The 14,884-nt window shown below is 44.5% G+C and carries 17 protein-coding genes; 7 read left to right on the forward strand and 10 right to left on the reverse strand.

Going from position 1 to position 14,884, the window contains the following annotated elements; translation table 11 throughout:
• Positions 1-22: 22 nt before the first annotated feature.
• The 3 genes from ESB13_RS06170 to ESB13_RS06180 all read right to left on the reverse strand — a co-directional run bounded on the left by ESB13_RS06170 (position 23) and on the right by ESB13_RS06180 (position 2,878).
• Positions 23-1,183, reverse strand: a complete 1,161-nt coding sequence (locus tag ESB13_RS06170) for a sialidase family protein (protein ID WP_129002138.1) — start codon at positions 1,181-1,183, stop codon at positions 23-25.
• A 135-nt stretch (positions 1,184-1,318) separates the two neighbouring features.
• The gene (locus ESB13_RS06175) at positions 1,319-2,089 is read right to left on the reverse strand and encodes an SDR family oxidoreductase (RefSeq protein ID WP_129002139.1); all 771 of its coding nucleotides are present in this window, start codon (positions 2,087-2,089) and stop codon (positions 1,319-1,321) included.
• Positions 2,090-2,122: 33 nt separating this feature from the next.
• Complete coding sequence (locus ESB13_RS06180; protein WP_129002140.1) at positions 2,123-2,878, reverse strand: SDR family NAD(P)-dependent oxidoreductase; 756 nt, start codon at positions 2,876-2,878, stop codon at positions 2,123-2,125.
• A 105-nt stretch (positions 2,879-2,983) separates the two neighbouring features.
• Between ESB13_RS06180 and ESB13_RS06185 the strand changes: the two genes are divergently transcribed.
• The 3 genes from ESB13_RS06185 to ESB13_RS06195 all read left to right on the forward strand — a co-directional run bounded on the left by ESB13_RS06185 (position 2,984) and on the right by ESB13_RS06195 (position 4,276).
• Positions 2,984-3,337, forward strand: coding sequence for a winged helix-turn-helix transcriptional regulator (locus ESB13_RS06185; RefSeq protein WP_246022450.1), 354 nt, complete (start codon positions 2,984-2,986; stop codon positions 3,335-3,337).
• A 15-nt stretch (positions 3,338-3,352) separates the two neighbouring features.
• Entirely contained in the window at positions 3,353-3,712 is a 360-nt protein-coding gene (locus ESB13_RS06190) for a nuclear transport factor 2 family protein (RefSeq protein ID WP_129002141.1), read from the forward strand.
• A gap of 156 nt (positions 3,713-3,868) precedes the next feature.
• Entirely contained in the window at positions 3,869-4,276 is a 408-nt protein-coding gene (locus ESB13_RS06195) for a nucleoside deaminase (protein WP_129002142.1), read from the forward strand.
• A 205-nt stretch (positions 4,277-4,481) separates the two neighbouring features.
• Here ESB13_RS06195 and katG read toward each other — a convergent pair whose 3' ends face one another.
• Both katG and glgX read right to left on the reverse strand, forming a co-directional pair.
• Positions 4,482-6,755, reverse strand: a complete 2,274-nt coding sequence (katG, locus tag ESB13_RS06200; RefSeq protein ID WP_129002143.1) for a catalase/peroxidase HPI — start codon at positions 6,753-6,755, stop codon at positions 4,482-4,484.
• A 282-nt stretch (positions 6,756-7,037) separates the two neighbouring features.
• Positions 7,038-9,326 (reverse strand): glycogen debranching protein GlgX, encoded by a 2,289-nt coding sequence (gene glgX / locus ESB13_RS06205; protein ID WP_129002144.1) that lies wholly within the window; start codon positions 9,324-9,326, stop codon positions 7,038-7,040.
• A 119-nt stretch (positions 9,327-9,445) separates the two neighbouring features.
• On the opposite strand from glgX, the gene ESB13_RS06210 reads away from it, so the two are divergent.
• Together ESB13_RS06210 and ESB13_RS06215 are read left to right on the forward strand one after the other, a co-directional pair.
• Positions 9,446-9,844, forward strand: coding sequence for an SPW repeat domain-containing protein (locus ESB13_RS06210; RefSeq protein WP_129002145.1), 399 nt, complete (start codon positions 9,446-9,448; stop codon positions 9,842-9,844).
• 86 nt (positions 9,845-9,930) lie between these two features.
• Positions 9,931-10,368 carry a PNPOx family protein gene (locus ESB13_RS06215; RefSeq protein ID WP_129002146.1) on the forward strand — a complete coding sequence of 146 codons (438 nt, stop codon included), beginning with the start codon at positions 9,931-9,933 and terminating at the stop codon, positions 10,366-10,368.
• A 46-nt stretch (positions 10,369-10,414) separates the two neighbouring features.
• Here ESB13_RS06215 and ESB13_RS06220 read toward each other — a convergent pair whose 3' ends face one another.
• The 5 genes from ESB13_RS06220 to ESB13_RS06240 form a co-directional block, all read right to left on the reverse strand.
• Positions 10,415-11,362, reverse strand: a complete 948-nt coding sequence (locus tag ESB13_RS06220) for an aldo/keto reductase (RefSeq protein ID WP_129002147.1) — start codon at positions 11,360-11,362, stop codon at positions 10,415-10,417.
• A 107-nt stretch (positions 11,363-11,469) separates the two neighbouring features.
• Positions 11,470-11,883 carry a rhodanese-like domain-containing protein gene (locus tag ESB13_RS06225; protein WP_129002148.1) on the reverse strand — a complete coding sequence of 138 codons (414 nt, stop codon included), beginning with the start codon at positions 11,881-11,883 and terminating at the stop codon, positions 11,470-11,472.
• Between the two features lie 6 nt (positions 11,884-11,889).
• The gene (locus ESB13_RS06230) at positions 11,890-12,204 is read right to left on the reverse strand and encodes a DUF3817 domain-containing protein (protein WP_129002149.1); all 315 of its coding nucleotides are present in this window, start codon (positions 12,202-12,204) and stop codon (positions 11,890-11,892) included.
• Between the two features lie 2 nt (positions 12,205-12,206).
• Positions 12,207-12,665: a hypothetical protein gene (locus ESB13_RS06235; RefSeq protein WP_129002150.1), complete on the reverse strand. Its 459-nt coding sequence runs from the start codon at positions 12,663-12,665 to the stop codon at positions 12,207-12,209.
• Between the two features lie 70 nt (positions 12,666-12,735).
• Positions 12,736-13,326, reverse strand: a complete 591-nt coding sequence (locus tag ESB13_RS06240; protein ID WP_129002151.1) for a TetR/AcrR family transcriptional regulator — start codon at positions 13,324-13,326, stop codon at positions 12,736-12,738.
• A 126-nt stretch (positions 13,327-13,452) separates the two neighbouring features.
• Between ESB13_RS06240 and ung the strand changes: the two genes are divergently transcribed.
• Complete coding sequence (ung, locus tag ESB13_RS06245; protein ID WP_129002152.1) at positions 13,453-14,124, forward strand: uracil-DNA glycosylase; 672 nt, start codon at positions 13,453-13,455, stop codon at positions 14,122-14,124.
• A 21-nt stretch (positions 14,125-14,145) separates the two neighbouring features.
• Positions 14,146-14,883, forward strand: coding sequence for a lysophospholipid acyltransferase family protein (locus tag ESB13_RS06250; RefSeq protein ID WP_129002153.1), 738 nt, complete (start codon positions 14,146-14,148; stop codon positions 14,881-14,883).
• The last annotated feature ends 1 nt before the right edge of the window (position 14,884 follow it).

Consider the following 14,884-nt stretch of genomic DNA (forward strand, 5'->3'; position numbering starts at 1 on the left):
GCAAACTGTTTTATATAGAAAACTATTTTTCCGTACTCTTGATAAAAGGTAATTTATCAATTGGCCATTGCCCGCCCTTTATAGGATATGTCACCAGCTTATTGGGATCTAACACTACATGCTTGATCCGTTCCCTGTGCCAGGTATATATAACATGCACCAGGCCATCTGAAGTCTGGATAATAGAAGGATACGAATATTGCTTGTTCGGCTCGTCAATATAGTCAAGCACCAACGCAGCCTCCCACTCCTTGCCATCTTTGCTTACGGCTATGTTAATAACGCCGCGTCCTTTATGCCCCATCCCCTTTTGATTGCGCGTAGAATGATTATATACCAATACCTGCCGGCCATCCTTGAGCGTAACAGCATCCAGCCCGGAGTTATTATTGGGAAGTGGAGTATTTTTCATTTCCGACCATGTAAGACCTTTATCCTTCGACCAGCATTCCACAATATGCCCTTCCTCATTATTACGGGTTCTGCATAACATTTGAATACTGCCGTCAGCATAGGTAAGTAACGTAGGTTGTATGACTCCTGTTTTTTTAGGATCATTCAATGGCCCAATGAATGTCCAGCTTTTACCACCGTCCGTACTACGTTCAATATGAGCACACCAACCACCATTCTCCGTACTTGAACCGGAAAGAATAGTACCGTCACTTAATTGAATGGGCTTGTTCTTGATCGGCCCCAGTACCTTTCCTGCAAGCCTCTGTGCCTTGCTCCATGTATACCCGTTATCGCTGGAAGTTTTAAAAGCTCCCCACCATTCACTCGGACTTGGCCCTACTTTATAATACAACATCAGTTCGCCGCCTCTGGGTTGAAAAATAACCGGGTTCCAGGTAGGCAGCCGCTTGCCATCGGGCTGAATACCGTCAGCAACACTTACAGGAGCTGTCCACGTTCCATCTGTTTTTTTCCGCTGTAAACGGATCTCAACATCGGGATGCCGCTCATAAGTACCACCAAAATAAGTAGCCAGCAACTCTTTGTTTTCAAGCTCAACCATTGTCACCGCATGACACGATGGAAATGGAGCGCTTGTATATAAAAACTCTTCCAGAACAATACCGGCTCGTCTGTCTGATACATCTTGCGTTGAATGGGTGCTGCTGTCATTCTTAAAACATAATCCGGCTGCTGCCAAACCTAAAGAAAGAAGGATCTTAATCATGTGGCTGTAGAATTAAAGTTATTACCTGGCTAAACTATCCATTCCAGAAACCAAATCTACCAAACTTGTTCCTACGATGAAACACCAGGAAACATAACCCAACCCCTCTACCGCAAACGCCCAACAGGCAACCAATTATTTCATCAGGCTGATATTGGTAAGGCCACCGTCTGAGAGAATTTCAGTACCAACTATAAAAGCCGAATCATCCGACGCTAAGAATACAGCCGCATTGCCAATGTCAGACGGAAGCCCTTGCCTTCCTGCCGGCGTAATATCTATCCAAACTTGTTTTACCTGTTCCAGCTGTTCCTGCGGTACAAGCTTACCAAAAACAGGCGTATCAATAGAGCCCGGCGAAAGTGTATTGACGCGTATCTTTCTTGGCAATAGATCCAGCGACAACCCCTTGGCTAAAAATACAATAGCCGCTTTTGCCGCTCCATAAATGGTCATTCCGGGTGCAGCACGATGCGCGGCACTCGACCCTATAAGTATAATAGAAGCGCCGTCATTTAAATAGGGAAGCGCTTTTTGTACCGTGAAATAGGCGCTTTTTAGATTCAGATCCATATAACGGTCATAATGTTCTTCCGTCACATCATCTATAGCAGCCAGCGGAACGCCATCTACAACGCCGCCCGCATTTACTACCAACGCATCGATCTTTCCAAACTTCTCAGTCGTCTTCCGGAATACCAGCTCCAGGTCATTCATATTCGTGACATCACCTTTGATACCAATAAAATCACCACCCAGGGCTTCTGCTGAATGGCGTAACGTCACCTCATTTCTTCCGGTAATGGCGCCAACTGCACCTTCATTTTTAAATGCTTCCGCAATGCCAAATCCAATCCCGCTATTGCCGCCTGTAACTACAGCTACCTTATTTTTTAACTTATCCATTTTTCTCTGTCTTATTAATGAACACCTGAATATTTATAAACCATAAATGCCCCCCGAAACAGCAATCAGTTCTCCCGTTATCCACGCCGCATCATCAGAAGCAATGAATACAGCTACTTTCGCAATATCTTCAGGCTGTCCGGTCCTGCCTAACGGCGTATGAGCAACAAACTTCGCCTCCGCCTCACTGCCAATGAAACCGGCACTACGCGAACCCTCTGTTTCCACAACACCAGGCAAAATAGAGTTGATATGGATATTTCGTCCACTGAATTCTTTCGATAAAGAAACCGTAATGGCATCCAATGCAGCTTTAGTGGAGGAATACACCGACCCTGTAGGAAGAGGCGTTCTGCCCGCCCCAGAACTGATATTAATGATATTACCTCCCTTGTCGCCAAACAGTTTTAAAGATGCCTGAATGGCAAGCAAAGAGCCTAAGACATTGATATTGAACTGCCGATGAAAAGAAGCTTCCGAAAACTGCTCGATCGGGGCATACTCATAAACACCCGCATTGTTTACAAGAATATCCAGTCCGCCAAAAGCCTTTTTCGTTTCATCAAACAGCCTCGTAATATCGGCTTCTTTCGATACATCTCCCTGTACAGCAATAGCTATACCTCCATCATCAGTGATGGCTTTCACAACATTCTCCGCATCATCCTTGGCAGATGCATAATTAACAACAACGCTGGCTCCTTCTGCTGCAAAATATTTAGCAATAGATGCACCTATCCCTTTCGATCCGCCTGTAACTACTGCTACTTTGTTCTCTAGTTTATTCATTTTTCTATTTGTTTTAATTCCTGAGAGACAAAGTTAGACAGGTTGCTTTATTTTAGTAACTTTGTAACCAAAAGTAACAGTAACCTACAGGTAACCAAGTAACATATGATGACGTGCAAAGATTTTGAAAAGGATCACAAAAAGGAAATGAGGGCCATCCAGGATTCGATGGACGTATTAAACGGGAAATGGAAAATAGCCGTTATCTCGTCTATCTGCTATTACAACAAAAGAAGGTTCTCCGATATACTGGGCGACATAGACGGCATATCCAATAAAATGCTGAGTAAAGAATTAAAAGAACTGGAATTAAACAAACTCATCAAACGAACTGTTTTAGATACACAGCCTGTAACTGTTCACTACGAACTCACAGCGCATGGTAAAACATTACAAACGATCATCAACAACCTCACAGATTGGGGAATAAAACACCGCAAGGTGATCATAGGAAAATAAAATCAGGAACTCCATATGAATTTAAGCAATAAGGAAATACTGGAAAAAGCAAACGCGGCTATTACCAGGGGCGATTATGAAGAATTTCTGTCTTTTTGTTCAGATGATACTGAATGGACATTTGTAGGCGACAAAACCCTGCAAGGAAAAGAGGCAGTAAGACAATATATGGCAACAGCATACATAGAGCCTCCCAAATTCACAGTCGAAAACTTAATTGCAGAAGACGGCTTTGTCACAGCGCTTGGCCAAATCAGTATGAAGTCCGCCGAAGACGGGCAAATGATTCATTATGCTTACTGCGATGTCTGGCGATTTCATAACGGCAAAATGATCGGATTAAAGGCTTTTGTCATCAAATCAGCATCAAAGTAGTTCAAAGACTGTGAATACCCATTAAATATCTAAAATTTATGTTTGAACCGGTTTCGCCGTAAACGGCCTTGCCCCTCTGACCCGCCATCAGGCCTTAAAAGAAGAACAGGCCACTTATCTGACAAATGTTAACCGGTTTCAATAATTTTGCCCGTTATGAATACACACAGAACATTTATGCACCGCTGCTACCAGCTTGCAACGCAGTCTGAAAACGAAGGCGAAAGTGCAGTCGGCAGCATCGTTGTTAAAGACGGTGTAATTATAGGCGAAGGAACAGAGAAAAGCCGTCAGCAGAAAGATATCACGCGTCATGCCGAAGTTGTAGCAATAATGAATGCAGCGCAGCACACAGCGTCACTGACCGGTGCAATCCTGTACACAAATGTAGAACCTTGCCTGCTCTGCTCGTATGTTATACGCCACCACAGGATCGCAGAAGTCGTTTTCGCCAAACACTCCGGCGAACTGGGCGGCACCAACGAAAACTTCAACCTGCTGACTTCCGGCGATTTCAAATCATGGGATGCACCACCTGTTGTCACTCTATACTCAGAGCAGTAAAACCGTAAATAAAAGCACGCCCCCCCCTGTAACATACTAATGAAGCGAAGATTTGTAAATACTGTTCATGCAAAGAGGTTGGCTCATAAATAAAAATAGCCACTGAGAATCGCTTAAACGGGAAACCTTCTCCATCAGGTACCCGAGAAAAACGAGGCCGTATCGCACTTATGATACGGCCTCTTCATATACACAAATTCAGAAGCTACAGATCAAACCTGTCAAGATTCATTACCTTATCCCATGCAGCTACAAAATCGTTCACGAATTTCTCCTGGGCATCCGCACTTCCATAAACCTCTGCAATGGCTCTTAATTCTGCATTGGAACCAAACACAAGATCCGCACGCGTGCCGGTCCATTTCAATTCACCTGTAGAGCGACTCGTTCCTTCATAGATCTCTTTATCAGGAGTTGCCGCCTTCCAGGCTGTCCCCATATCCAGTAAGTTGATAAAGAAATCATTCGTAAGCTGACCGGGACGGGAAGTGAAAACTCCATGACGGGATCCATCAAAATTAGTTTCCAATACACGCATACCCCCTACCAGTACAGTCAACTCCGGCGCCGTAAGCGTCAGTAGCTGAGCTTTATCGATCAATAACTCTTCCGTAGACACAGGGAAACCTGCTTTACGATAATTCCGGAAACCATCTGCAACAGGCTCCAGGTAACCGAAAGACTCAACATCCGTCTTATCAGCAGAAGCATCCATCCTACCTGGAGTAAAAGGCACGGAGCCTTCATAACCTGCATCTTTTGCGGCCTTTTCTACACCAGCGCAACCAGCAAGTACAATCAGGTCGGCCAGCGAAACTTTTTTGCCGCCTTTGGCAGCGCTGTTGAATTCGTTGCCAATACCTTCAAGAACATTCAACACCTTTTGCAGCTGCGCAGAGTTATTTACCTGCCAGTATTTTTGCGGAGCCAGGCGGATACGGGCACCGTTGGCGCCACCGCGCTTATCCGAACCACGGAAGGTTGAAGCAGAAGCCCATGCAGTACCAACAAGTTCAGAGATACTCAATCCTGCATTCAGTACTTTGGCCTTTAATGCAGTAATATCACTTTCATCTATTAATACATGATCCACTGGCGGAATAGGATCCTGCCAAAGCAGTTCTTCAGCAGGAACATCAGGCCCCAGATAGCGTGCGCGTGGCCCCATATCACGGTGTGTTAACTTAAACCAGGCACGCGCAAAAGCGTCTGCAAATTGATCAGGATTTTCAAGAAAACGCCGCGAGATCTTTTCATAAGCAGGATCCATCCTTAACGATAGGTCAGTTGTAAGCATCGTTGGCCTGTGTTTCCTGGAGCTGTCATAAGCATCAGGAATAATACCCTCGGCATCTTTAGCCACCCACTGGTGAGCGCCGGCAGGACTTTTAGTAAGCTCCCACTCAAAGCCAAAAAGATTTTCAAAGAAATTATTACTCCATTGTGTAGGTGTTTTTGTCCATATTACTTCCAGTCCGCTCGTAATAGTATCAGCGCCTTTACCCGAACCGTAACTGTTGCTCCATCCCAATCCCTGCATTTCAATACCCGCCGCTTCAGGTTCTTTACCTACATGACTTGCAGGAGCAGCCCCGTGCGTTTTACCAAAACTATGTCCGCCCGCAATAAGCGCAACAGTTTCTTCATCATTCATTGCCATCCGGCCGAAAGTATCGCGGATATCTTTTGCTGCGGCAATAGGATCAGGATTACCGTCAGGCCCCTCAGGATTCACATATATCAACCCCATTTGAACAGCCGCAAGCGGCTTTTCAAGGTTGCGGGAATGAATATCACCATCATCATCATCATCAGACGATACTACCCCATGCTCTTTAGGCACGCCGGGGGAGCCGTGCGCATAACGGATATCACCTCCCAGCCACGTCCTTTCAGAACCCCAGTAAACCGACTCATCCGGCTCCCATACGTCCTCACGTCCACCGGCAAAACCAAAAGTCTTGAAACCCATCGATTCCAATGCTACATTCCCTGTAAGGATCAATAGATCAGCCCAGGATATTTTCTGCCCATATTTTTGCTTGATAGGCCAAAGCAGCCTGCGGGCCTTATCCAAACTCACATTGTCGGGCCAGCTGTTAAGCGGCGCAAAACGCTGCATGCCTGCACCTGCACCTCCCCTGCCATCACCTACACGGTAAGTACCCGCGCTATGCCATGCCATACGGACAAACAAAGGACCATAATGCCCAAAATCAGCCGGCCACCAATCCTGTGAATCTGTCATTAATGCATGAAGATCTTTTTTAACTGCTTCCAGATCCAGGCTTTCAAAAGCTTCCTTATAATTAAAAGTTTTGCCCATAGGGTCCGATAAAGGCGAATGCTGGCGCAGTATAGTCAGCTTTAACTGGTTGGGCCACCAATCACGATTCCTGGTGCCACCACCACCAACACTTTGCTTCATGCTGCCATTATGAAAAGGGCATTTACTGATGTCGTTTGTTCCTTTTTCCATTAGTTTCTTGTATTGAATGAACAATTACTTGCACCGGTACTTGTGCAGACGATAAAATTATAATATCGGGTAAATAAGCGCAATCGTTAATATCTATTCTTTAATAGTTAAAACCTATTAAACATCACTTCACTCATCAAAAAGCCCTATAAATATAATTAGGAAAGAGCGCAAAACAAGAAGCCCGGCATTAAAATATAAAATGAAAAGCCCCCTGAAACCCAAAGTTAACAGGAGGCGTTATTGGCTTTTATAATCAAAAACTACATCGATCGCAGCAATTTAAATAGTTGTTTCGTTTGGCAAACGGTTGTGCGGTAATAGCTCATCTTTGTCAACGGGCTGAATGAGCAGCAAAATGGCTCTCGGGCCTAACAGCACCTTATCTGTAGCGCCGAATTGCAGTGCCGCTTCAGGAAACGAAGGAGTTTTCGAGGTGTCGAATACCACTGTCCATTGTTTACCATATTTCTCAGGAGGCAGTACAAATTCCAGAGGCTCGGTATGTGCATTAAAAATAACATAGAAATGATCATCGATCATGCGCTCCCCCAGCTCATTTAAACAACGTAGCCCTGTACCATTTAAATAGATACCGATAGATTTTGCATAATAGGTATTCCAATGCGCTTCCTGCATTTCACTGCCATCAGGTAAAAACCAGTTAATATCTTCAACACCCTTAATAGGCCGCCCCTGAAACCAGCGTCTGCGGCAAAAAGCAGGATGTGCTTTTCTTAAAGCTACTACCTCCGCAGTAAAAGCAGTCAGTTCTTTATCCGCTTTGGCCCAGTTGATCCACGACAACTCGTTGTCCTGGCAATAAGCATTATTATTCCCCTGCTGCGAATTACCAGCCTCATCACCGGCAAGTAACATAGGCACTCCCTGGGAAAGAAATAATGTTGCAATAAAATTTCTCTTTAACTGGTTACGTAAAAAGTTGATATCAGCATTATCGGTCTCTCCTTCTACACCGCAGTTACATGAAAAATTATCATCTGTACCATCGTTGTTCTCATCACCATTAGCTTCGTTATGTTTATGCTCGTAAGTTACCAGGTCATGAAGCGTAAATCCATCATGTGCGGTAACAAAATTAATGCTGGCAGTAGGTCGTCTGTAATCGTTCTGATACAGATCAGGACTGCCTGTAAATCGTAGGGCAAACTCTCCCAACATACTATCCGCTCCACGCCAGTAGTCTCTTATGCAATCCCGGAATTTGCCATTCCATTCCGCCCAGCCTGGCGGGAATTTACCTACCTGGTACCCACCCTCTCCTACATCCCAGGGTTCAGCGATAAGCTTCACCTGCGATATAACCGGATCCTGGTGAATGATATCAAAGAAGGCACTAAGGCGATGCACTTCATGTAATTCCCGCGCCAATGCAGCTGCAAGATCAAACCGGAAACCATCTACATGCATCACCTCTATCCAATAACGTAAACTATCCATAATAAGTCTTAGAACATTGGGCAGGTTTGCATTTAAAGTATTGCCGGTTCCGGTATAATCCATGTAATAACGCTTATCTTCCGTAAGACGATAATAAGAAGCATTATCGATGCCACGGAACGACAAGGTAGGTCCCATATGATTGCCTTCTGCTGTATGATTATAAACAACATCCAGGATAACCTCTATTCCAGCTTTATGAAGCTCCCTTACCATTTGCTTGAACTCTGTCACCTGCTGTCCCATAACGCCGGAAGAAGCGTACCGGGCATCCGGTGCAAAAAAGCCTATAGTATTATAGCCCCAGTAATTGGAAAGCCCCTGGTCGGTTAAATGGCGATCTACAACAAAATGATGTACAGGCATCAGTTCTATAGCAGTGATACCCAGTTTTTTAAGATAAGCAACAGTAACGGGGTGCGCAATAGCTGCATAAGTACCCCTTATTTCCTCCGGGATCTCCGGGTGCATTTGGGTAAATCCCTTCACATGTGCTTCATAAATGATACTATCGTGATAAGGAAGATGAAGTTGCTTATCACCCTGCCAGTCGAATCTGTCATCTACTACTACGCATTTGGGTATGAATGGCGCGCTGTCTGTTTCACTATAGCTAAGGTCCATATCCGGATGCCCTATCTCATAACCAAATAAGGAGTCGTGCCAGCGAACAATTCCCGCAATCGCTTTTGCATAAGGATCGAGCAGTAATTTGTTAGGATTAAAGCGGTGCCCTTCTTCCGGTTTATAAGGTCCGTGAACCCGGTAGCCGTAAAGCTGTCCTGGCTTTAGTCCGGGTATGTAAGCATGCCATACCTGATGAGATCGTTCAACCATATTTATCTTCACCAATTCCGGCTTATCATAAGGCTGATCAAAAAGGCACAGCTCCACCGCAGCTGCATAGTCGGCATATAAAGCGAAGTTTACCCCCTTGCCATCCCAGGTGGCTCCCAGAGGAGAAGGGCTGCCTGGCGGAATGTTCAATGGTAACTGGAAACTGGATGGTTCCGTTTTCAATGGCTCCCCTTCTCCTGTGACTTCCTGTTCCAACGCTCTTTTACCAGCACTTTTTTTATTTTTTTCTTTAAATATTTTGGGGCTATTCATAGACTTCCGCATTAGGTAGTTCCGGCCATAATAAGTTTCATTACACAAAGAAAAAAATCATACCATGCGAATTATCACCGGGAATAGTTTTTTCTGCATTCTTTTAAAAAACTTACATTATGCGATTCATACCTACAAAGATCCATGGCATATTGGATTACATTATGGGCGTCATCCTGGTAACACCCTGGATCTCTTATTACGAAGGTGTTCCAAAGCTACTGCCTTCGTTGGCAGGTTTATTCATTCTCGTCTATAGTCTTATTACTGATTATGAATTGGGTTTTGTTAAACTAATATCAATGAAAACCCACCTGGTATTCGATTTCATTATCGGTGCACTGCTGATTGTATCACCATGGCTCTTTAACTTCTCCGACGCTCTTATCGCGCCATTTGTAATTGCAGGATCAGTAACCCTGGTGGTAACATTGCTTACCAAACCCAAACCCTCCGATAAACCAACAGAAGCCCAGGCAAACCATTCCCGTGAAATGAAAGGCGCCAATATCCGGTAAACATGATTGAAACTTGTATTCAATCCGGGAACAGTGAAGTTGATGAACAAAAAAGCATTCCTTTGCACCTATAAAGCAAGCAGTGTATGCCATCAAACCGCATCCCGGATAATATCTGGAACTTCATCAGCCAGCAGCATGTAGTAGCTGTAACAGCATCAGCTGCAGGAGAGCTATGGAGTGCATGCCTCTTTTACGCCCCTCACAACAAAACGCAAACGTTATATGTATTAACGGAAGAAACAACCCGCCATGCCCGGTTGATGCTTGAAAATAACATCATCAGCGGCACCATTCATAATAACACCCGCGAAGCAAAACAAATTCAGGGTATACAGTTCAAAGGCTTCATTACCAAGCTGAACGATCCTGAAATGTTTGCTGCCCGTGAATACTATCAGCAACAGTTCCGCATTGCTTCATCACTGCCACCACACCCGGTTTGGAAAATAACCATGACGGAGATCAAATTCACTGATAACACAGAAACTTTCGGTAGTAAATATTACTGGAACCCGGAGTAAATAAAAAAGGCGGCACAATTGATGCCGCCTTTCAGGGGATAAGTTATTATTTGCTGGCTTCATTCAATTGCGCCAGATCCTGGTCGTCTAACACCAGTTCCGTAGCAGCAAATAAAGCCTGAAGTTGCTCCGTGCTTGTAGCGCTAACGATGGGAGCCCCTATATTAGGCTGAGCCAGTAACCATGCCAATGCCACACTGGTAAGTGCAGCCTCATGCTTCGCAGCTACCGCATCCAGTGCATTTAAAACGCCCAGTCCTTTTTCATTGAGATATTTTTTTGAAGCACCGCCACGTTTGCTTTTACCAAGATCTTCTATAGAACGGTATTTCCCCGACAGGAAACCCGAAGCAAGCGACCAGTAAGGAAATACGGTCAGATTATACTTTGCGGCCAGCGGCGCGTACTCCAATTCATATTTAGCGCGCTCTACCAGGTTGTAATGTGGCTGCAAAGCCTGGTACCTGGGTAAACCCTCCTTTTCAGCCAGCTCTATCGACGCTGTAAGCCTCGCAGGAGATAAATTGGAAGCCGCAACATAACGCACCTTACCCGCTTTGATAATTTCGTCATAAGCCGATAAGGTTTCCTCTACAGGCGTTTTCTCATCATCAAAATGGGTATAATATAGGTCTATATGATCTGTTTGCAGCCGTTTCAACGACTCATCTACAGTTTTCAGTATATGCGCCTTGCTTGTATCTATGGGATGCAGCCCGGTTTCTCCGCCAACTTTGGTAGCCAGCACAATTTTATCACGATTCCCCCTTGACTTCATCCAGTTTCCGATGATTGTTTCCGATTGTCCTCCCCCTTTCCCTTCTACCCAATAGGAATACATATCGGCAGTATCAATAAAATTAAAACCGCCCGCAACAAAAGCATCCAGGATCTCAAAAGACTGCTCCTGGTTCAACGTCCAGCCAAAAACATTCCCGCCAAAATTAATGCGGCCTACTTCCAGATCAGTTTGTCCGATTTTCACCTTTTTCATCTTTACATTCATTTAATATGTTTCACAAATGCAAACCCGTGTAAAGTTACACCCGACAACCAACCCCGCAATAGCATTTTTTAAGACATTCTATAAGCAGTTTCATCTCATTCCCTCTCCTCCCTGAAAGGCGACTTATTCTGATGGGAGCCATCTCCGGAAGTTTCTGAAACGGTAGGTAAACTAAGATCAGACCAGGCACCTCCGTTAAATACATTGGCAAATCCTCTTTCCTTTAAAAGGCTTACAGCTTTTACGCTTCGTAAACCATGAGAGCAAACTGTAATGTAAGTACGCTTTTTATCCAAAGGAATTACATCGCCATGTAACCTGCTCAAAGGAATATTAACCGCTCCTTCAATATGCCCCGTACTAAATTCCCGTTCTGTTCTTACATCCAGGATCACGGCACCATTAGCAATCCTGGCATCAAGTCCCTTATCAAGATTAACGAAACGATAGATCCTGTAACCGATATAAATGAACAGGCATACGCCCGCGATGATCAAAATTGTCTTCATACCTCTTTATTTATCTGCATCCATTTTAGAAAGAATATGCCTGTCGATATAAAACGTTCCGAATGGAATGATACAAGCCAGCAATACCCTAACCGTAACAACTCTGAATGGCCAGCGTTGCGCTACACCAACACTAAGCGCATTAAATACAAACAGGAGGAACAGCACCCCGTGTACAGGTCCCATCACTGTTGAGAGCTGCGGCTGATGCACCATATACTTCAACGGCACTGCTACAAAAACAAGCAGTAACAACGATATTCCTTCAAGCCAGCCAATGATACGTAGGCGGCCCAGGCTGGTATTCAATAAATGTTTCATTGTTATCTTAAATAAGGTCGCGCAACCAATGGAGAAAAAGGCCAGGGAACAGCTATAAAGATCAATACCAATGCAAAAACAAACCAATATAACATAGTCCTGAATTTCAGCTGGTCGGCAGCCCTTCTCTTTGCCATGGCCGATCCTATCGTGATGCATATAATAGCTGCCAGCATCAGTAAAAGATGTATCAAAGCAAAAAAACTCACCTGCAAATCGCTTATCGCCTCTGCTTTATTATGCCAGAAATAACCAATCACCGGGCTTTTTACATAAAGAAGGATACCAATGATCAATTGTATATGGGCAATGGTAGCCGTCCAATGCCTGACGGCGTTATCCTTCCTGGAAAAAAGCCGCTGTTGCTTATACCCGGTAAATGCACGATATACAGCGTAGATAAGACTGATAAACACCAGCCACCGGATAATGGAATGCAGGAATAGAAGAATAGAATACATCAGCTATTGTGTTTAACTGATGCGAAAATACAAAAACATACCAATTAGTATGTTTTTTTTATCATAAAGATTATACGAGTCCTTCCAGGTATTTCTTCAGTTCTTTAAGATAAGGCACGTAAGCAGCCTTGTCGCCCGATAACTTGCCGATATTGCGGATTCCCCAGTAGCCCGACAGTATAAATATCGTTACCTGTCCGGCATTCACCTTCTTGTTTACCAGCCCTTTTTTCTTACCCGTTTCAATTGCCTGTACCAATACACCGTTCCATTCTGTAGTTAGTTCATCAAGGGCTTTGTTGAAATCGGCATGCCAGGGCGCCATTTCCTGTGTAAGATTAGAAGCCGGACAACCATATTCTACCTTCATAAACTCATTCTCCATCAATAAATGATGCATCATATTATAAATAGCCGTCAAAGGGTTCGCCTCCTGCTGAAGCGGCTTTATAAAGCTATCCTTCAATGCAGGCTTGAGTACCTCATTGATAATGGCAAGTCCCATTTCATCTTTGTTTTTGAAATGGTAATAGAAAGCACCTTTTGTGACCTGCGTGGTAGCGATAATATCGTCGATACTGGTTGCATTATATCCTTTTGTATAAATAAGATCAAATGCTTTCAGGAGAATATTATGCCTGGTAGCGACTGCCTTCTTCATAGAAATACCCTTTATAAATTTCTTCAAAGGAACAAAATCTTTAACTGCAGGGGAAGAGATTCTGCTTACCTGTAGGAAATACAGGCAAGTTTTAGTTAGTTTGTAATCAAACTGTACAAGACCATTATGGACGTAAAAATAGAGGAAAGCTGGAAATCGGCGCTCAAACAGGAGTTTACCAAGCCTTATTTCCAGGAAATAGTCGCATTCCTGAAAACAGAGAAAATGCAGGGGAAGACCATTTATCCTCCGGGCCCCCTTATTTTTAATGCCTTTAATCATACTACATTCACCAACGTAAAAGTAGTGCTGCTGGGGCAGGACCCCTACCATGGCCCGGGACAGGCGATGGGACTTAGCTTCTCCGTTGCCGCCGGCGTGCCTCCTCCCCCCTCATTGGTGAACATCTATAAGGAACTTCATAAAGATATAGGCATGGCCATCCCTAAAACGGGCGACCTTACGCCTTGGGCCAACCAGGGCGTATTGCTCCTGAACGCAGCGCTAACCGTTCGTGCCAATGAACCAGCCAGCCACAGCAAAGCAGGTTGGATGCAGTTCACCGATGCCGTTATTCGTCGTATCTCCGAAGAAAAAAAAGGCGTCGTATTCCTGTTATGGGGCAGGTTTGCCCAGGAGAAGCAGGTGTTGATAGACGCCACCAAACACCATGTGCTAAAGGCTGCGCATCCCTCACCCTTTAGCGCCGATAAAGGCTTCTTCGGATGCCGCCACTTCAGTAAAACCAACGAATTACTAGCCAAAGAAGGACTCGATCCTATAGATTGGTCGCTATAGACATTTTTAAAGTATTACCCGATGAAATGGTGGAATAATGTGTTAGGCAGGATATGGGCTTTATGGGCCGTCATTGTTTTTGTGCCTACAATGCTGGTAGCCTTTATCTTTTATTTGCCTTGCTTTCTGCTGAAAGAACCTTCGCTGGCACGCTGGCACCGGCATGTTTCGCGCGTTTGGATGACCGTATTTTTGAATCTGATAGGTTGCCCGCTAAGGGTTAAAGGAAAAGAACATTTCCGGAGAGAAGAAAACTATGTGATCGTTTGTAATCACAATAGCCTGATGGATGTTCCGGTTACAACACCTTTCATGCCGCGCGCCAATAAAACTATCGCCAAAAAAAGCTTCGCCGCCATTCCCATCTTTGGATGGATCTATTCCTTTGGCAGTGTACTGGTTGATCGCAAAGACAACGACGACAGGCGCAAGAGCTTCGAAAAAATGCGTAAAGTGCTTTCATCCGGCCTGGATATGTTAATCTATCCCGAAGGAACACGCAACAGAACCGGCAAGCCCCTGAAAAGCTTTTACGACGGCGCTTTCCGATTGGCATTAGCTTCGGAGAAACCTATCATTCCGGCTCTGGTATTTAATACCAATAAAGTATTGCCTGCAAACAAACCTTTCTATGTAGCCCCATATCGCCTGGAAATGCATTTTCTTGCTCCTGTTGAAGTAAAAGGAAAAACGGTTGCCGATCTCAAACAGGAAGTCTTTGAGCTGATGTGGAACTATTATACGGTAAATGACAGGTAGC

Origin of the sequence: Filimonas effusa (assembly GCF_004118675.1) — a bacterium.
Lineage (GTDB): Bacteria > Bacteroidota > Bacteroidia > Chitinophagales > Chitinophagaceae > Filimonas > Filimonas effusa.